The organism is Sphingomonas sp. ACRSK, assembly GCF_022346685.1.
In the GTDB taxonomy this organism is placed as follows: domain Bacteria; phylum Pseudomonadota; class Alphaproteobacteria; order Sphingomonadales; family Sphingomonadaceae; genus Sphingomonas; species Sphingomonas molluscorum.
This window is the reverse complement of the sequence record NZ_JAKRNR010000018.1, coordinates 32871-50511: the sequence shown is the minus strand read 5'-3', so window position 1 is coordinate 50511 and position 17641 is coordinate 32871. Positions and strand designations below refer to the sequence as shown.

The 17641-nt window shown below is 70.4% G+C and carries 14 protein-coding genes; 9 read left to right on the top strand and 5 right to left on the bottom strand.

Annotation, left to right across the window (positions count from 1 at the left end):
* Nucleotides 1-4: 4 nt before the first annotated feature.
* The 4 genes from tolQ to dapF all read right to left on the bottom strand — a co-directional run bounded on the left by tolQ (nucleotide 5) and on the right by dapF (nucleotide 4610).
* Complete coding sequence (gene tolQ, locus MHZ35_RS11110) at nucleotides 5-697, bottom strand: protein TolQ (protein ID WP_239435650.1); 693 nt, start codon at nucleotides 695-697, stop codon at nucleotides 5-7.
* Nucleotides 698-704: 7 nt separating this feature from the next.
* Nucleotides 705-1160: a YbgC/FadM family acyl-CoA thioesterase gene (locus MHZ35_RS11105; RefSeq protein WP_239435649.1), complete on the bottom strand. Its 456-nt coding sequence runs from the start codon at nucleotides 1158-1160 to the stop codon at nucleotides 705-707.
* A gap of 374 nt (nucleotides 1161-1534) precedes the next feature.
* A complete protein-coding gene (ilvD, locus tag MHZ35_RS11100) occupies nucleotides 1535-3385 on the bottom strand; it encodes a dihydroxy-acid dehydratase (RefSeq protein ID WP_239435648.1) in 1851 nt (616 codons plus the stop codon).
* A gap of 274 nt (nucleotides 3386-3659) precedes the next feature.
* Complete coding sequence (gene dapF, locus MHZ35_RS11095; RefSeq protein WP_239435647.1) at nucleotides 3660-4610, bottom strand: diaminopimelate epimerase; 951 nt, start codon at nucleotides 4608-4610, stop codon at nucleotides 3660-3662.
* A gap of 116 nt (nucleotides 4611-4726) precedes the next feature.
* On the opposite strand from dapF, the gene MHZ35_RS11090 reads away from it, so the two are divergent.
* Complete coding sequence (locus tag MHZ35_RS11090) at nucleotides 4727-7216, top strand: DUF2339 domain-containing protein (protein WP_239435646.1); 2490 nt, start codon at nucleotides 4727-4729, stop codon at nucleotides 7214-7216.
* Here the strand turns inward: MHZ35_RS11090 and MHZ35_RS11085 are convergent.
* On the bottom strand, nucleotides 7170-7646 hold the full coding sequence (locus MHZ35_RS11085; protein ID WP_125959048.1) for a DUF6456 domain-containing protein: 477 nt from the start codon (nucleotides 7644-7646) through the stop codon (nucleotides 7170-7172). The genes MHZ35_RS11090 and MHZ35_RS11085 overlap by 47 nt on opposite strands.
* A 91-nt stretch (nucleotides 7647-7737) precedes the next feature.
* Between MHZ35_RS11085 and MHZ35_RS11080 the strand changes: the two genes are divergently transcribed.
* The 8 genes from MHZ35_RS11080 to MHZ35_RS11045 all read left to right on the top strand — a co-directional run bounded on the left by MHZ35_RS11080 (nucleotide 7738) and on the right by MHZ35_RS11045 (nucleotide 17540).
* Nucleotides 7738-8301, top strand: coding sequence for a helix-turn-helix domain-containing protein (locus MHZ35_RS11080; protein ID WP_125959050.1), 564 nt, complete (start codon nucleotides 7738-7740; stop codon nucleotides 8299-8301).
* 85 nt (nucleotides 8302-8386) lie between these two features.
* Nucleotides 8387-10663, top strand: a complete 2277-nt coding sequence (gene ptsP, locus MHZ35_RS11075; protein WP_239435645.1) for a phosphoenolpyruvate--protein phosphotransferase — start codon at nucleotides 8387-8389, stop codon at nucleotides 10661-10663.
* A gap of 111 nt (nucleotides 10664-10774) precedes the next feature.
* Complete coding sequence (locus tag MHZ35_RS11070; protein WP_239435644.1) at nucleotides 10775-11635, top strand: helix-turn-helix domain-containing protein; 861 nt, start codon at nucleotides 10775-10777, stop codon at nucleotides 11633-11635.
* 128 nt (nucleotides 11636-11763) lie between these two features.
* On the top strand, nucleotides 11764-12717 hold the full coding sequence (locus MHZ35_RS11065) for a tetratricopeptide repeat protein (protein WP_239435643.1): 954 nt from the start codon (nucleotides 11764-11766) through the stop codon (nucleotides 12715-12717).
* Complete coding sequence (gene tilS, locus MHZ35_RS11060; RefSeq protein ID WP_239435642.1) at nucleotides 12689-13744, top strand: tRNA lysidine(34) synthetase TilS; 1056 nt, start codon at nucleotides 12689-12691, stop codon at nucleotides 13742-13744. Before MHZ35_RS11065 ends, tilS begins: the two co-directional genes overlap by 29 nt.
* A gap of 68 nt (nucleotides 13745-13812) precedes the next feature.
* Nucleotides 13813-15777: an ATP-dependent zinc metalloprotease FtsH gene (gene ftsH, locus MHZ35_RS11055; RefSeq protein WP_132882619.1), complete on the top strand. Its 1965-nt coding sequence runs from the start codon at nucleotides 13813-13815 to the stop codon at nucleotides 15775-15777.
* A 315-nt stretch (nucleotides 15778-16092) separates the two neighbouring features.
* Complete coding sequence (locus MHZ35_RS11050; protein WP_239435641.1) at nucleotides 16093-16368, top strand: PadR family transcriptional regulator; 276 nt, start codon at nucleotides 16093-16095, stop codon at nucleotides 16366-16368.
* Entirely contained in the window at nucleotides 16365-17540 is a 1176-nt protein-coding gene (locus MHZ35_RS11045) for a hypothetical protein (RefSeq protein ID WP_239435640.1), read from the top strand. The genes MHZ35_RS11050 and MHZ35_RS11045 overlap by 4 nt, the downstream gene beginning before the upstream one ends.
* Nucleotides 17541-17641 lie beyond the last annotated feature (101 nt).

The window sequence follows — 17641 nt, the reverse complement described above, 5'->3', positions numbered from 1 at the left end:
GGGCTTAGTCCACGCCTTCCAACTGGCGGCTCAGCGTCGCGTGGAACGCGTCGGCAAAGCGGTTGAGCCGCGCCTCCACCTGGTTGATGCGGTGGCTGTAGCGGTTGTACGCGATCACCGCCGGGATGGCCGCGAACAGGCCGATCGCGGTCGCGAACAGCGCCTCCGCGATGCCCGGTGCCACCACCGCCAGGCTGGTGTTCTGGGCCTGGGCGATGCCGGTGAAGCTGCGCATGATGCCCCACACCGTGCCGAACAGGCCGACGAAGGGCGCGACCGAGCCGATCGTCGCCAGCACGTTCAGCCGGTCCGAAAGCTTGTCGACTTCCTCGGCCACCGCAGACCCCATGCTGGTCGCCAGCCGCTCGCGCGTGCCGTCGCGGTCGATGGTGGTGCTGGCGGTCGAGCGGCGCCATTCGCGCACGCCCGCGGCAAAGACGTGGGCGACGGCGCTCTTGCCGGTCACGTGCTTCTTGTGGAACGCGTCGATGTCCTCGGTCCGTTCAAACTCCTCGACGAATGCCTCGGTATCGCGGCGCACGCGGCGCAGCCGGCCCAGGAAGGTCAGGATGATCGCCCAGGTCCAGATGCTGGCGGCCAACAGCCCCAGCATCACGAACTTCACAACCCAGTCCGCCTGCATGAACAAGCCAATCGGCGACATGGAGGCCGCGTCGATATTTACCAGAACGTCCATCAGGCTCTCAGCTTTCCTTCCAGATCAGGGTCTCGAACGTGCGCCGCCAGGCCGGCGGATGCCGACGCGGGGTGCCCGATGGTGCCACGAACGCCACCTCGACCTCCGCTTCGGCTACCAACACCGAACCCTGCATTACTCGTTGATGAATGACGACCGATGCCGCGCGCAACTGCGTCATGCGGCTGACCACCAACAGCGCGTCGTTGAGGCGCGCAGGGCTCGCATAGCGGATGTGCAGGTCGCGGATCGCATAGGCCCCCTCGCCCGCCTCGAACGCGGCACGCTGGTCGCAGCCGGTCAGCCGCAGCATGTCCGAGCGCGCCCGCTCCATGTAGCGCAGGTAGTTGGCGTGGTAGACCACGCCCGACAGGTCCGTGTCCTCGAAATAGACGCGCAGGGCGAACCGGTGTTCGGCGCCGTCGAAGCGGCCTTCGCTGGGGCAGTCCAGGGGTGGCGTCATCCGCGCGGGTCTAGCCGAGGGCGCGAGGCCGGGGAAGGGTGTGCGAGAAGCTGCGCGCGCACCGCCGTTCCCTTCCGTCCTGCGGACGCGTCGGTGGATCGCGAAACGTGATCCACCCCCTGTCGTACCCCGGCGAAGGCCGGGGCCCAGTTGGGAAGGCGGCCGTGGGTTGCGCGACACATCGAGCACCATCGCAACTGGACGCCGGCCTTCGCCGGGGTACGCCGCTCGCGAAGGATAGCGCTCGCTCTTTCCGTGCTCCCGCGCAGGCGGGAGCCCAGGGTACCGGGCGCTGCCAGGTGTTGTCCTGCCGGACCCTGGATCCCCGCCTTCGCGGGGATACGGTAGAGACGCTGGCCGGATCGAAGAAACGCCTACCCCTCCACCTGGCTCACGTCGCGCACCGCGCCGCGCGCAGCGTTGGTGGTGAGCGCGGCATACGCCCGCAATGCCGGCGACACCTCGCGCTTGCGCCCGAACGGCTTCCAAGCCTTTGCCCCCCGCGCCTCCATTGCCGCGCGCCGCTCGGCGAGCACCGCGTCGTCCAGGTCCAGCCGGATGCCGCGGTTGGGGATGTCGATCAGGATCGGGTCGCCGGTCTCCACCAGCGCGATCAGCCCGCCCTCGGCCGCTTCCGGCGAGACATGGCCGATCGACAGGCCGGAGGTGCCGCCGGAGAAGCGCCCGTCGGTGATGAGCGCGCAGGCCGCGCCCAACCCCTTCGACTTCAGATAGCTCGTCGGATACAGCATTTCCTGCATCCCCGGCCCGCCCTTGGGCCCTTCGTAGCGGATCACGACCACGTCGCCGGCCTCGACCTGGTTGCCCAGGATCCCCGCCACCGCCGCGTCCTGGCTCTCGTAGACGCGCGCGCGGCCGCGGAAGGTCAGGATCGAATCGTCCACGCCCGCGGTCTTCACGATGCAGCCTTCGGGCGCGAGGTTGCCGAACAGCACCGCGAGGCCCCCGTCCTTGGAAAAGGGATGCTCGGTCGAACGGATCACGCCGCTCTGGCGATCGGTGTCCAGGGCCTCCCACCGCTCGGCCTGACTGAACGCCGTCTGGGTCGGCACGCCACCGGGTGCCGCGCGGAAGAAGTCGCGCACCTCCTCGCTGTTGGTGCGGCCGATGTCCCAGCGCGCCAGCGCGTCCGCCATGGTCGGCGCATGCACGGTCGGCAGGCTCGCGTCGATCAGCCCGCCGCGCTCCAGCTCGCCCAGGATCGACATGATGCCGCCCGCGCGGTGGACGTCCTCCATGTGCACGTCGGCCTTCGCCGGTGCGACCTTGCACAGGCACGGCACGCGCCGCGACAGCCGGTCGATATCGCCCATGGTGAAGTCGACGCCCGCCTCATGCGCCGCCGCCAGCAGGTGAAGCACCGTGTTGGTCGAGCCCCCCATCGCGATGTCCAGGCTCATCGCATTCTCGAAGGCGCCCATGGTGGCGATGCCGCGCGGCGTGGCGGTCACGTCGTCCTGCTCGTACCAGCGCTTGGCGAGATCGACGATCAGGTGCCCCGCCTCGCGGAACAGCTTCTCGCGATCGGCATGGGTCGCGAGCGTCGATCCGTTGCCCGGCAGCGACAGCCCCAGCGCTTCCGTCAGGCAGTTCATCGAATTGGCGGTGAACATGCCCGAGCAGCTGCCGCAGGTCGGACACGCCGAACGCTCGACCGCGGCCACTTCCTCGTCGCTGTAGCTTTCGTCGGCGGCCACCACCATCGCGTCGACCAGGTCGAGCGCGCGCTTCTTGCCCTTCACCACGACCTTGCCGGCCTCCATTGGCCCGCCGGAGACGAACACCGCGGGCACGTTGATGCGCAGCGCCGCCATCAGCATGCCGGGCGTGATCTTGTCGCAGTTGGAGATGCACACCATCGCGTCCGCGCAGTGGGCGTTGACCATATACTCGACGCTGTCGGCGATCAGTTCGCGGCTGGGCAGCGAATAGAGCATGCCGCCGTGGCCCATGGCGATGCCGTCGTCGACCGCGATGGTGTTGAACTCCTTGGCGACACCGCCCGCCGCCTCGATCTCGCGCGCGACCAGCTGGCCCAGGTCCTTGAGGTGGACGTGCCCCGGCACGAACTGGGTGAAGCTGTTCACCACCGCGATGATCGGCTTGCCGAAGTCCGAATCCTTCATCCCCGTCGCGCGCCAGAGGCCGCGGGCGCCGGCCATGTTGCGGCCGTGGGTGGTGGTACGCGAACGATATGCGGGCATGACACTCTTTCTACCGAAATCGCGCCGCCCCTACGCCAGCAGCGCCAGCGTTCGCAATATTTTATTGCGTGTTTAGTGGTCGGAAAGAAATTTCAGGAATGATCGCTTTCCCTGACGCTGCCTTCACGCACCCGAGGTGAACCCGCACGCCGCCCCCCTCCAGTGCTCCTGCGAAGGCAGGAGCCCAGGGTTCCGGAAGCTGCCAAGCGTTGCTCTGCGTGGCCCTGGGTTCCTGCCTGCGCAGGAACACGGTGTCGGCGGCGATAGGGCGGGTTCAGAGCCCCGCGAGCATCGCCTCCCACGCCGCAACCTCCGCCGGCCGCCGCGCGATCACCTCCAGCGCACCGAGCGCCCCGGTCGCCGGATCGAACGCGATCCGCCCTTCCCACTCGAACGTCGCATTGCCGGCGATCGTCACCTCGGCAGCCTCGGTCGCGCTCGCCCGCACCATGCCGCCGCGGTTGAACACCCGCGTCTCGCGATCGAAGGGGATGCGTCCCGTCCGCGCCGCCGCATAGGTGGAGGCCGCCATCGCGCTGCCGCAGCTGTTGGTGAGGCCCACGCCGCGCTCATAGGTGCGCACGAACAAGGCCGGCGCGTCGTCGCTCCCCCGCACCTCCACGAAGCTGACGTTGCCGCGCGCGGGGAGCAGCGCGGGTGCCGCCTCGCACCAGTCCCCCAGCGCCACCAGCTCCGCCTCGTCGACCTGCTCCACGAACGTCACCAAATGCGGGTTCGGCATCGCCACGGCGGTGAAGGCACGGTCGCTCGGCAGCCCGGCGATGGGCGCATCGATCACCTCGCGCTCCTGAATCCGCAGCCCGACGTCGGCGGCGCGCGTCGACACCGGCCCCACCCGCGTGCGGATGGTGGTGACGCCCGGCGCCAGTTCCGGCTGCAGCCGCGCCTCGGCATCGCTGGTCTTGAGCAGCACCCGCGCGTCCGCGATCTCCAGCCGCTCGAACCCCAGCCGCGCGGTGCAGCGCACGCCATTGAGGCACGTCTCCGCCTCGCTCCCGTCCGAGTTGAACATCCGCATCCCGAACGCATGGGTGGCATCGCCGCGGGTGAGCAGCAACAGCCCGTCACCGCCCACCGGCCCGTTGCGATCTGCGAGCCCGCGCGCCAGCCGCACCCAGGCATCCTCCGGCAGGTCCAGCGCCCGCGCGTCCACCAGCGGGAAGTCGTTGCCCGACCCGTGGCATTTGACGAACTCGATCTGCATGGCTGCGCGCTCCTGAAGGACGCCCGCGCATATAAGCGAGCCGCTGCCCGCGTCCACGCGATTGCGTGCGGACTTGCGCGCACAGCTGTGCCACAACACGGGGCGTGGACCTGTTCATGACGCTTCTGTTCGCCGGCATCGTCGCCGCGCTCGTCCTGATGTGGCGCCGGCTGACGGCGGTCGAGCGTGAGGTGGAGCATCTCCGCGAGGCGCTGGCCGAGGCGCGGTTCGAGGCACCGGCCCAGCCGATCGCCACCCCGCCAGCGGTCGAACGCCGCGATGAGCCGGCCGTCGTCCGCCGCCCCGCTGCGCCTGCCGCACCCCTCTCCGCCCCGCTCGAACCCGTCGCCCCGCCCAAGCCGCGCTTCGAGATGCCGAGCTTCGAGGCGCTGGTCGGCGGCCGCCTGCCGGTGTGGGTCGGCGGCGCCGCGCTGGTGCTCGCCGGCGTCTTCCTGGTGCGCCTGTCGATCGAGAGCGGCCTGCTCACCCCCGGCATCCGCACCGTCCTCGCCGGGCTGTTCGCACTGCTGCTGCTCGCCGGCGGCGAAGTCGCCCGCCGCCTGCCCGCCACCCGCGATGACCCGCGCATCGCCCAGGTGCTCGCCGGCGCCGGCATCGCCAGCGCCTATGCCACCCTCTATCTCGCCGCCGCGCTCTACGATCTGGTGAGCCCGATCGCGGGGTTCGCGATCATGCTCGCGATCACCGGCGTCGCGCTGGGGCTGGCGCTTCGCCACGGCCCGCCCACCGCGGTCATGGCGCTGGCGGGTGGGTTCGCCGCGCCGCTCGTCGCCGGCTTCGACGCGGCCGGCATCGGCCCGCTGCTCGTCTATCTCGGCCTGTTCGTGGCGGCGCTGCTGTGGCTGGCGGTCGCGCGCGGCTGGATGTGGCTGGCGCTCGCAGCCGGCGCCTCCGCCTTCGGCTGGGCCGGGTTCCTGCTCGCCGCCGTCCGCGCGGACGAAGTCGCCGGGGTCGCCGCCTTCATCGTCGCGCTCGCGCTCGGCGTCACCCTTGCGCTCCCCTCCGCCGGCATCCGGCGCCCGTGGCTACGCGCCGCACCGATGGTCGCCGGACTCGCACAGCTGCTGCTTGCCGCGCCCCTGCTCGACTTCGGCCCGCTCGCCTGGGGCTTCTATCTCGTCCTCTCGGCGGCCGCGCTGTTCCTGGCATGGCGAGACGCCAAGCTGATGCCCGCGCCCGTCGCCGCGCTCGGCCTCGTGCTGGTGCTGCTCGGCGTCGGCCTGATGCGCCCCGTCCCCGGCGTGACCGCGACCGCCGCCATCCTCGCCACGCTGCTCTTCGCCATCCCCGGCCATCTGCTGTCGCGCACGGGCCGCGGCTGGGCGCTGCTCGGCGTCGTCGGCACCGCGGGACCGGTGCTCGTCGCCCAGCTCGCCGCCACCCGGCTGCTCGCCCCCTCCTTCTGGTGCCTGCTCGACCTGTTGCTCGCCGGCGCTTGCGCGTGGCTGAGCTGGCGCCACCGCGACCGCGCCGACGCGCAGGACACCGGCCTCGTCGGCGGTGGGCTCGCCGCCGCGGTGTTGCTCTCGGCCGGCCTCCAGCAGATCGTGCCCGGCGCGCTGGTCGCCCTGCCGCTCGCCGCCGCGATGGCCGCGCTCGCCGGCTGGGGCCGTACCACCGGCGACGCTTCGGTGCGCCGTCTGACCCTCCTGCCGCTGCTCGGGCTGCTGGTGCTGGCGCTGATCCCGCTCGCCCAGGTGGCGGAAGCGTTCGGCCGCTCGCTGTTCGGCGAGATGCTGCCCTATCGCCTGCTGCCGCCGCTGCGGGACATCCTGCGCTTCCTTGGCCTCCCCACCGCCGTGCTGGTCTCGATCCTGTTCGCCGACCGGCAAAGCTTCGGCCGCGCCCGCCGCATTGCCCTTGCCGTCGGCGGCGGCGCGGTGCCGCTGCTCGCCTATCTCCTGCTCAAGCAGCCCCTTGCCATCGCCGAGCCCCCGGCCTTTGCCGCCGTTGGCTTTGTCGAACGCGCGGTCATCACCCAGGCGCTGCTCCTCGCCGGCTGGGCGCTGGTGCGCAACCGCCGCCTCCCGCGCGTCGCAAGCCTGCTGCTCGCGCTCGGCGTCGCCCGGATCGTCTGGTTCGACCTGATGGTGTTCAACCCCGCCGGCGTGACCCACGCGGTCGGCGCGGTCCCGCTGCTCAACGCCGCCACGCTGCACTTCGCGCTCGCCGCCGCGCTGTTCTGGACGCTGCCGCCCCGCCGCCGCACCCGCCCGGTCGCCGCCGCGCTCACCCTGCTGGCACTCGTCGCCACGGTGCGCCAGGCAACCCACGGCAGCATCCTCACCGGCCCGCTCGGGACGGGCGAGAACTGGGGCTATTCGGCCGCCATGCTCGGCCTGTCGCTGTTCTGGCTGTGGCGCGGCATCACCGCTAAGGCGTCCGACCTGCGGCTGCTCGGCCTGCTGCTGCTCACCGCTACCACCTTGAAGGTGTTCCTGGTCGACGCCGCCGCGCTCGAAGGCGTGCTGCGCATCCTCTCCTTCCTGGGCCTCGGCTTCGCGCTCATCGGCATCGGCTGGGCCTATCGCCGCTTCCTCACGGAAGCCGGTAGTGCTCCGCCAGCCGATCGAGCGCCAGCGTAAGCACCAGCCGCCCCGCACGCGCCGGCCAGCCCAGCGCCTTTTCCGCCGCCGGCAAGCCCTCACCCGCACACACCACCCGCCACAGCACATCGGCAAGCCCCGGCCCCGCCGCCGCGATCGCCGCGTCGAAGCGGCGCTTGGCCGACAGCTGCGGCCCGCCCGGCGTGCCTGCGGAGGGCGCACCCCGGCTGCCGCTGCCGCGTGGCCCCGCATCCCAACGCATCGTCACCCGCGGCCCCAGCGATGCCCGCTCGTAATCCTCGCGCAGCTGCTCGCCCGCATCGAACTGGCGGGGGCTCACCAACCCGCGGGCGCGCAGCCACGACAGCGGCGATTCGGCCAGGTTGACCGTCACGCTGCGCCGCCCCCGCGCCGGCGGGGTGCTCGCCACCCGTTCGCCCTCCAGTCCGCGTTCGGCCAGTTCGCGCATCGTGCCTCTCCATCGTTGCGACTCGCCCTTGCCACATCGGCTTGTTTGTAGGACAGTGACAAACCGATATGGTTTTCTGCGGGAGCCGGAGATGATCACCGCCATTCGCGAAGTGCGCCGTGCGAAGGGGCTGACGCTGGAGGAGGTGGCGCTGCGCTGCCGCCCCGCCACCACCGCCCAGACGATCGGCCGGCTGGAGACGGGCACGCGCACCGTCTCGATCGGCTGGCTCAACCGCATCGCAGAGGCGCTGGGCGTCGATTCCGCCGATCTGGTGAAGCTGCCCGACCGTCCCGACGTTGCCGTGGCCGCCATCCTCGACGCCGGTGGCGCCACCGCGCCCCGCCGCGCCGCCACCGTCGCCGCACCCCGGATTGATCCCAGCCTGGTCGCCGTCACCGTCTCCGGTGGCGTCGGAGACTATCGGGCGGGCGACGAAATTTGGTGCGCCCGCCTCGCCCCCGACGCGTTCGGCAGCGCCATGAACCGCGACGTGCTGGTCCCCCGCCCCGCCGGCCGCTTCGTGTTCGGCCGGCTGCTCGCCCGCAGCGACGGCAAGCTCCATCTGCTGCCGCCCGGAGCCGGCGCCCGCCAGCAGGTGGTGCCCGAACCCGCCTGGCTCGCCATGGCCGTGCGCCTGGTGCGGACGCTGTGATGCCGCACGCTCCGCTTGCACACTTCGTTACCGAAGTTTCCGGCCGCGCGATGGCGTCGGCCGCAACGGCATGGTAGCCAGCCCCATGCCCGCATCGGCCGCCGCTTCCGCCCGAGAGATCCTCACCCGCCTCCACGACGTGATGGCGTCGCGCAGCCCCGCCCAGGCCAAGCTCAACAGCGTGGTCAACATCATCGGGGAAACGCTCGATAGCGAGGTTTGCTCGATCTACCTGCTGCGGGAGGGCGTGTTCGAACTCTTCGCCACCGTCGGCCTCGCCGAAGAGGCGGTGCACGTCACCAAGCTGGCGCCGGGCGAGGGTCTGGTCGGCACCATCGCCGCCAATGTCGAGACGCTGAACCTGGCCGAGGCGGCGAGCCACCCGGACTTCGCCTATCGCCCCGAAACCGGCGAGGAGCGCTTCCACAGCTTTGCGGGCGTGCCGATCATCCGGCGCGAGCGGGCGGTGGGCGTGCTCGCGGTCCAGCATACCGAGCCGCGCCGCTACGACGACGTCGAGATCGAGGCGCTGCAGACCGTCGCCATGGTGCTGTCCGAACTGATCGCCAACGCCGACCTGATCGACGCGGCCGGCCCCGCCGCCGCCAGCCGCCCCCAGGCGACCGGCACCGCCCGCATCAACGGCTTCAAGCTGGTCGAGGGCATGGGCGCCGGGGTCGCCGTCTTCCACCAGCCGCGCATCACCGTCGAGCATACGGTGGCCGAGGATACCGAGGCGGAGCGCCACCGCGTCTATGCCGCGTTCGACAAGATGCGCGAGCAGATCGACCGCATCACCAGCCAGGCCGAGTTCGGCGTCGGCGGCGAGCATGAAGAGGTCATCGCGACCTACAAGATGTTCGCCTATGACGAGGGCTGGTCGCGCCGCATCAACGAGGCGATCGACTCCGGCCTCACCGCAGAGGCCGCGATCGAGCGCGTCCAGCAGCGCACCCGCATGCGCATGCGCGAGATTTCCGACCCGCTGCTCGCCGATCGCATGCACGACCTGGAGGATCTCTCCAACCGGCTGCTGCGCATCGTCTCGGGCCAGCTCGGCACCGCAGCCCAGCTGGGCCTTCGCCAGGACACGATCCTGATCGCGCGCAACCTGGGGCCGGCCGAGTTGCTCGAATACGACCGCCGGCGCCTCAAGGGCGTGGTGCTGGAGGAAGGCTCGCTCACCGCGCACGTGACCATCGTCGCCCGCGCGATGGGCGTGCCGGTCCTCGGCCGCGTGCGCGACGTGCGCCGGCTGATCTCGGAAGGCGACCGGCTGCTGCTCAACGCCTCCGAAGACTATTGCGTCATCCGCCCCACCGCCGACCTGGAGGAGGCGTTCGAGGCCAAGCTGCTCTATTCGCAGCGCCGCCGCGCCGCCTTCGCCGCGCTGCGCAGCGAGCCGCCCGTCACCCGCGACGGCGACCGCATCACCCTGCTGGTCAACGCCGGCCTTCGCGACGACGCCGCCGCGCTGGACCTCACCGGCGCGGACGGCATCGGCCTGTTCCGCACCGAATTCCAGTTCCTGGTCTCCTCCACCCTCCCCTCGCGCGAGCGCCAGCAGCGGCTCTATCGCGAGGTGCTCGACGTCGCCGGCGATCGCCCGGTCGTGTTCCGCACCGTCGACATCGGCGGCGACAAGGCGCTGCCCTATCTCGCGACCGGCGACCATGAGGAAGAGAACCCGGCGATGGGCTGGCGGGCGCTGCGCCTGGCGCTGACCCGCGAGGGGCTGATGAAGGCGCAGGCGCGCGCGCTGATCGAGGCGGCAGCCGGCCGCACGCTGCGCGTCATGTTCCCGATGGTGTCCGAACCCTGGGAGTTCGAGCAGGCGCGAGAGCTGTTCGAGCGCCAGCGCGACTGGGTCGCCTCGCGCGGGCGCAAGCTGCCGCTGGAGATCCTCTATGGCGCGATGCTGGAGGTGCCGGCCCTTGCCGAGACGCTCGACCTGCTGTTCCCGCGCCTCGATTTCCTGTCGATCGGCACCAACGATCTCACCCAGTTCCTGTTCGCGGCCGATCGCGCACACCCGCAGCTGGCGCTGCGCTACGACTGGCTGAGCCCGGCGATCCTGCGCTTCCTGCGCCGGGTGGTGCGTGCCACCCGCGATGCCGGCGTCCCGGTCACCGTGTGCGGCGAGATGGGCGGGCGGTCGCTCGAGGCGATGGCGCTGCTCGGCCTCGGCATCGACCGGCTGTCGATCACGCCGGCCGCGGTTGGCCCGATCAAGGCGATGATCCATTCGCTCGATCGCGCCGCCATCACCGCCACCATGGAGCGGCTGCTGGCGGCCCCGCCGGCCGACATGCGGGCCGCACTGACCGCCTGGGCGACCGACAATGGGGTTGAACTGGCGTGAAACGGCGGCGGATACGCGCCTCCTGACGTTGACACAGGTTTATGCGTGTCCGAAACCTGCCCCGAAGACGGGGGCGCGACCTTGGTGAATATTCCCCGCGTGGAGACTGGAATGGGTGAGGGCGAGGGCGCCGTGGATCGGAGCCCGGCAGCGATGACGGCAGGCGAACGGTTGCGGCAGGCGCGCGAGGCCCAGGGCCTCGACCTCGCCGAGGTGGCGGCGCGTACTCGGATCCCGCAGCGGCATCTGGAGGCGATCGAGACGTCGAACTTCTCCCAACTGCCCTCCACCACCTATGCGATGGGCTTCGGCCGCTCCTACGCACGGGCGGTGGGCGTGGACGAGGTGGCGCTCGCCCGCGATCTGCGCCGCGAGCTCGATGCCAGCTACCAGCGGCGCGAGCCCAAGCCCGACCTTCAGCCCCATGCTCCCCCGCGGCTTCCCTCGCGCGGGCTCGCCACCGGCGGGTTGATCGCGGGTGCCCTGATCCTGCTTCTGCTCGCCATCTGGTTCGGCACCACCCTGCTCACCGGCGGGGACGCGCCGCCCGCGCAGCAGGCGACGGCGGAGAGCGAGCTCGGCGTGATGCCGGTGCCCGCCGCCTCCCCGGCCGTTGCCGCACCGGCCGCGCCCGTGACCGGCAGTCAGGTGACGCTCACCGCCACCGACGAAGTGTGGGTCCGCGTCTATGACGCCGCCGGCAAGACGCTGATGCAGAAGACGATGACCGCGGGCGAGCGCTACGACGTGCCCGTCGATGCCAACGGCCCGATGATCAACGTCGGCCGCCCGGACAAGCTGGCAGTCACCATCAACGGATCGTCAGTGGCCCCGCTCGGCAGCGGCGCCCGCCCGATCAAGGACATCGGCGTCAGCGCCCAGGCGCTGCGTGCCCGCGACGGCGGCGGCACCCCGGCGCCTGCCGCTGCCGGCACCGGGGCCGCCCCCGCGCCGGCCGCGCCCCAGGGCTGATGCGTCCGCCTTGGGCACGCCCGGGTTTATCCGCGCGTGCTTAAGGCTGGCGACAGCATCGCCGGACCATTAGGGTCCCCCTAGTTTTCCCAATTCCCACCGGGGGGTGTCACGACATGCGTATCCTCATGACGCTTCCGCTTCTGGCGGCCGGCCTTGCAGTTTCCGTCCCCGCGACCGCGCAGACCGCGATCGAAGGCCGGGTGAACAAGCTCGAGCGCGAGATGCGCGCCGTCCAGCGCAAGGTGTTCCCGGGCGGCGCCCAGGCCCACGTCGAGCCGGAGATCACCGCGCCCCAGGCGCCGATCGAGGCGCCGGGCACGCCCGCGGGCAGCCCCATCGCCAATCTTGAGGCGCGCGTCGCCGCGCTCGAATCGCAGCAGATGACGCTAACCGGCCAGGTCGAGCAGGCGCAGTACAAGCTGCGCCAGATGGAGGAGGCGTTCGAGGCCTATCGCCGCGCCAACGATGGCCGGCTCACCGCGCTGGAAGGCGGCGGGGCTGCCGCTCCGGCCGCGCAGGGTGGCGAGCCGGACAGCGCCCCGGCCGCTTCCCCTGCCCCGGCCCGCGGCCCCGGCAACGGCGGCGGCGTGCTGACGCTTCCGGGCAATGCCGGGGCCAAGCCAGCCGCCCCCGCTGCTGCCACTCCTGCGGGGGCCGGCGCTGCCGTCGAAAAGCCCGCGCCCAGCGGCGATCCTGCCGAGGACGCCTATGTCTACGGCTATCGCCTGTGGTCGGCGAAGCGCTATTCGGAGGCCGCGGCCCAGCTCAAGACCGTGGTCGACAAATATCCCAAGCACCGCCGCGCCAGCTGGGCCCAGAACCTGATCGGCCGGTCCTATCTCGACGACGGCAAGCCCAGCCTCGCCTCGATCGCCTTTTACGACAATTACAAGAAGATGCCGGACGGCGAGCGCGCCCCCGACAGCCTCTTCTATCTCGCCGACGCGCTGGTGCAGCTCAAGAAGCCGAAGGACGCGTGCGAGGTCTATGCCGAGCTGTCCGACGTTTATGCCGATCGCATCTCGGCGACGATGAAGGCGGATATCCAGCGTGGACGCACCGCCGCCAAGTGCAGCTGATCCGGTGATCCTCGATCCGGCGGCGGTCGCGCGGTTCGCGCACGACCTCGCCGCCGCGATCGGCGCCCCACCCGCCGGCCCGATCGCGCTCGCCGTCTCGGGCGGCCCCGACTCCATGGCGATGCTGGCGCTGGCGCATGCCGCACACCCCGGCCGGGTCATCGCCGCCACCGTCGACCACCGCCTCCGCCCCGATGCCGCCGACGAGGCCGCATGCGTCGCCCGCTGGTGCCGCGATGCCGGCATCCCGCACGCCACGCTCGCCCCGGACCGGCCGCCCCAGGGCGCCAGCATCCAGGCACAGGCGCGGCAGCTACGCTACCAGTTGCTCGGCCGATGGGCGCTCGACGAGGAAGCGGCCGCGCTGCTCACGGCCCATCACGCCGACGACCAGGCCGAGACCTTCCTGATGCGCGCCGTGCGCGGCTCGGGCCCCGCGGGGCTTGCCGGCATCCGCCGCTATTGGACCTGGCACCCCGAACGCTGGGAGGGCACCGGCGCGGGCGAGGCGCGCGGCCTCCCGGTCGTCCGCCCGCTGCTCGGCTGGCGACGCGCGACCCTGCGCGCGCTGGCGGAGGAAGCTGCCCTCCCCTTCGTCGACGATCCCTCCAATACCGATCCCCGCCACGACCGCACCGGGGTCCGCGCGCTGCTGGCCGGGTCGCCCGCGCTCGATATCGAGGGGCTCGCCCGTGCTGCGCAGCATTGCGCCGAAACGGATGCAGCAATTGCCGAGACCGTCACCTGGATCGAGCGCGAGCGGCTGTGCCCGGCGCCCGCCGGGGAACGCGCGCTGGACATGGCCGGCCTGCCCCGCGAACTGCGTCGCCGCCTCGTCCGCCGCGCCATCCACCACGTCCGCCACCACGCGCCCGCGGCCGAGGGAAGCTGGTCCGACTCCGCCAACGTCGAGCCGCTGCTAGATGCGCTGGAGGCCGGCAACGGCGCCACCCAGGCAGGCGTCGCCGCCTCTGCGCGGGGGGACCGGTGGCATTTCCGGCCCGCACCGCCGCGTCGATCAGCCTGATCGATGTTGTTCCATTGCCATTCATCCCCCGCAGCCTATCTTGCAGGGACGAAGAGGTACGCGCTTTCATGAACGACAACGACAAGCAGCCCGGCCCCGAGAACGGCGGCAACGGCAACCCCTGGATGAAGAGCCTGCTCATCTGGGTGGGCATCCTCATGGCCCTGGCGCTGTTCGTGTCGCTGTTCCCCAGCGGCGGGGCGCAGAACGCCGGTACGTCGATCCCCTATTCCGCGTTCCTCGACCGCGTCGAGGAAGGGTCGGTCAAGGACGTCAACGTCACCAAGAACGTCATCACCGGCACTCAGTCGAACGGCGAGAAGTTCCGCACCTATGCGATGGACGACCCGCAGCTGACCGAGCGCCTGCGCAAGGCCGGCGTCAGCATCACCGCGCGTCCGGAGGAAGGCCCGTCGATCTGGCAGTACATGCTGGTCCAGGCGCTTCCCTTCCTGCTGTTCCTCGGCATCGCCTTCTTCGTGGTGCGCCAGATGCAGAAGGGCGGCGGCGCGAACGGCGCGATGGGCTTCGGCAAGTCGCGTGCCCGCATGCTGACCCAGAAGGAAGGCAAGGTCACCTTCGACGACGTCGCCGGCATCGACGAGGCGCGCGAGGAGCTGCAGGAGATCGTCGAGTTCCTGAAGGACCCGACCAAGTTCGCGCGCCTGGGCGGCAAGATCCCCAAGGGCGCACTGCTGGTCGGCTCGCCCGGCACCGGCAAGACGCTGCTCGCCCGCGCGATCGCGGGTGAGGCGGGCGTGCCGTTCTTCACCATCTCCGGCTCGGACTTCGTCGAGATGTTCGTGGGCGTCGGCGCGAGCCGTGTCCGTGACATGTTCGAACAGGCCAAGAAGTCGGCCCCGTGCATCGTCTTCATCGACGAGATCGACGCCGTCGGCCGCCATCGCGGCGCGGGTCTCGGCAACGGCAACGACGAGCGCGAGCAGACGCTCAACCAGCTGCTGGTCGAAATGGACGGCTTCGAGGCGAACGAGGGCATCATCATCATCGCGGCGACCAACCGCCCCGACGTGCTCGACCCCGCGCTGCTGCGTCCGGGCCGCTTCGACCGCCAGGTCGTGGTGCCGCGCCCCGACATCGAGGGCCGCATCAAGATCCTGCAGGTCCACATGAAGAAGGTGCCGCTGGCGCCCGACGTGGATGCCCGCACGATCGCGCGCGGCACCCCCGGCTTCTCGGGCGCGGACCTCGCCAACCTCGTCAACGAGGCCGCGTTGATGGCGGCGCGCAAGGGCAAGCGCCTGGTCGCCAACCTCGAGTTCGAAGAGGCCAAGGACAAGGTCATGATGGGTGCCGAGCGGCGCTCGATGGTGATGACCGACGACGAAAAGCGCATGACCGCCTATCACGAGGCCGGCCACGCCATCGTCTCGATCCACGAGCCCGCGTCGGACCCGATCCACAAGGCGACGATCATCCCGCGCGGCCGTGCGCTCGGCATGGTGATGCGCCTGCCGGAGCGGGACAGCTACAGCTACCATCGCGACAAGATGTACGCGAACCTGGCGGTGGCGATGGGCGGTCGCGTCGCCGAGGAGATCATCTTCGGCTACGACAAGGTGTCTTCGGGCGCCTCGGGCGACATCCAGCAGGCGACGAGCCTGGCGCGCGACATGGTCACCCGCTGGGGCATGTCCGATGCCGTCGGCCCGGTCGAGTACGCCGAGCCGCAGGGCGAGAGCTTCCTCGGCTATTCGCAGTCGGCCCCGGCCCGCATGTCGAACAAGACCGCGGAACTGATCGACAGCGAGATCAAGCGCATCGTCGAAGGCGGCCTCACCCGCGCGCGCGACGTGCTGACCGAGCATGTCGACCAGCTCCACACGCTGGCCGGCGCCCTGCTCGAGTATGAGACGCTGAGCGGCGACGAGATCAAGCGCCTGATCGCCGGCGAGGACCTCGGCCGCCCGACCGACGGCCCGACCCGCCCGGTCGCCGCCGCCGGCACCTCGATCCCGCGCACGCGGCGCCCCCAGGGTCCCTTCGGTAACCCCAGCCCCGCCGGCGCCTGATCCGGTTCGGGACGAACAGAAAACCCCTCCGCGACAGCCTCGCGGAGGGGTTTTTCTTTGCGCCCGCCCGGGGATCGGGTGGGACGCCCGTCCCGAAAAGAAACCCGTACCCCGGCGAAGGCCGGGGCCCAGTTGCGGTGCCCTGGGCTGGAGAGCCCCCCCCCTTCAGCAGCCTGCGCAACGACACTCACGACTGGGTTGTGAAAGGTTGCGCGGCCACGCCGTTCGATCACTCGGTTCCCGCTTGACTATAACTCTACCTAGGTAGAGTTATAGTGCATGTCTCGAACACGCGCGCTCTCACCTCATGCCCGGATGGTCCTCGCGGTCTTGCTCGATGCCGGGCGCCAATGGTCACACGGCTATGAACTCGCACGCCTTGCCCAAGTGAAATCCGGCACCCTGTATCCGCTCCTAATTCGTTTGGAAGCCCAAGGGTATCTGGAAGCAGAATGGCAGCAGCCGGCCGAAGGGGGACGGCCACCTCGCCACGTCTACCGGCTGACGGCGAGCGGCGTGCAGATCGCCCGCGCCAATCCTCCGGGCGGCACGGCAACCCCGACCGCGCGACGCCGGGAGGCAACCATATGAGCGCTGGCTTTCGTCGTGGCCTGATCGACCTCGCTTGTCGTGCCTTGCAGTCGACACTGCCAGCCTCATTGCAGCCGTGGGCATGGGCGGTCCGTTACGAGGCGGCGAGTATCCCGGACCCTACCGAGGCGCTTCTATTTACGCTCGATAGCCTGTGTGGACTCATGCCGCGTGCCATCGCTTCGCATCTTCTTCAACTGGTCGCCTTGTTAATCGGCGAGGACGCTCTGTTCTGCAAAGGATCGAACAGCATGACCATTTACGCCATGATCCGTCGCCCTCGCACGATCGGCGTCGCTTGCGCGATCGGCGCCGTCGGGCTCGGCCTTGCCTATATGGCGATCACCGCTGCCCCGACGCGCTACCTGGCGATCAACGCCGGTGCCTTGGTGATCGGTTTGACAATGCTGGTGCTGCTCGGACGCACCGTCGCGGCGGGGCGAGCCGCGACCGGCGCCGCAATCGCGGCCATGGCAGCGGCATTGCTGGCGACGGCGCTGATCGGTGCCAGGGCCGATGGCGCCGCGCGTTGGGTGAGCCTAGGCGGATTGGCGATCCAACCCAGCTCGATCCTGGTGCCGCTGATGCTCGTCGCCTTTTCGCGAATCCGCACCGTGCTTGCGACCGCCGGCATCGTCGCTGCCGTTGCTGCCGTCGCCCTGCAACCTGACCGCGCGATGGCCGGCATCCTTGCCCTGAGTCTCGCCACGCTTGCGATAATCAGCCGCGATCGGAACGTCATCGTCGCACTGGTAGCAAGTGTTGCAGGCTTTGCGGCGACGCTGGCACAGGCCGACACGCTGATGGCGGCCCCCTATGTCGACCAAATCCTATATTCGTCTTTCGACATTCACGCCTCTGCCGGCATCGCAGTATGGGGAGGACTGGCCCTTCTCCTGATCCCGGCGATTGTCGGTTGGCGTCATGACGCGGAGAATCGGGCGACATACGCCGTGTTCGGCGCTCTCTGGCTCGCCACGATCGTGGCGGCCGCGCTTGGTAACTATCCTACCCCCGTCGTCGGCTACGGGGGCAGCGCCATCATCGGCTATGCCCTGAGCCTCTTGGGGCTGCCAAGGGCGGTTGGGGTGCATGCTCGGGCGGGTGCGCAGACAGGCTACGAACTAGGCGCGATAGTACCCGACCGGCACTTGCGGGTCGGACTGGTCTGAGCGCTTGTCGGCACCCGGGCGCTAGCCAAACACTAGGACCTTTGCTGAGAGGTCCCCACCCGATGTCGCCCGGACATGGCTCGAAATGTCGCTCCGGTTCA

Bases quoted from the DNA above. Each gene is read 5' to 3' on its own strand.
- tolQ (WP_239435650.1), bottom strand. From the start codon at position 697: ATGGACGTTCTGGTAAATATCGACGCGGCCTCCATGTCGCCGATTGGC.
- MHZ35_RS11105 (WP_239435649.1), bottom strand. From the start codon at position 1,160: ATGACGCCACCCCTGGACTGCCCCAGCGAAGGCCGCTTCGACGGCGCC.
- ilvD (WP_239435648.1), bottom strand. From the start codon at position 3,385: ATGCCCGCATATCGTTCGCGTACCACCACCCACGGCCGCAACATGGCC.
- dapF (WP_239435647.1), bottom strand. From the start codon at position 4,610: ATGCAGATCGAGTTCGTCAAATGCCACGGGTCGGGCAACGACTTCCCG.
- MHZ35_RS11090 (WP_239435646.1), top strand. From the start codon at position 4,727: ATGACGCTTCTGTTCGCCGGCATCGTCGCCGCGCTCGTCCTGATGTGG.
- MHZ35_RS11085 (WP_125959048.1), bottom strand. From the start codon at position 7,646: ATGCGCGAACTGGCCGAACGCGGACTGGAGGGCGAACGGGTGGCGAGC.
- MHZ35_RS11080 (WP_125959050.1), top strand. From the start codon at position 7,738: ATGATCACCGCCATTCGCGAAGTGCGCCGTGCGAAGGGGCTGACGCTG.
- ptsP (WP_239435645.1), top strand. From the start codon at position 8,387: ATGCCCGCATCGGCCGCCGCTTCCGCCCGAGAGATCCTCACCCGCCTC.
- MHZ35_RS11070 (WP_239435644.1), top strand. From the start codon at position 10,775: ATGGGTGAGGGCGAGGGCGCCGTGGATCGGAGCCCGGCAGCGATGACG.
- MHZ35_RS11065 (WP_239435643.1), top strand. From the start codon at position 11,764: ATGACGCTTCCGCTTCTGGCGGCCGGCCTTGCAGTTTCCGTCCCCGCG.
- ftsH (WP_132882619.1), top strand. From the start codon at position 13,813: ATGAACGACAACGACAAGCAGCCCGGCCCCGAGAACGGCGGCAACGGC.
- MHZ35_RS11050 (WP_239435641.1), top strand. From the start codon at position 16,093: ATGGTCCTCGCGGTCTTGCTCGATGCCGGGCGCCAATGGTCACACGGC.
- MHZ35_RS11045 (WP_239435640.1), top strand. From the start codon at position 16,365: ATGAGCGCTGGCTTTCGTCGTGGCCTGATCGACCTCGCTTGTCGTGCC.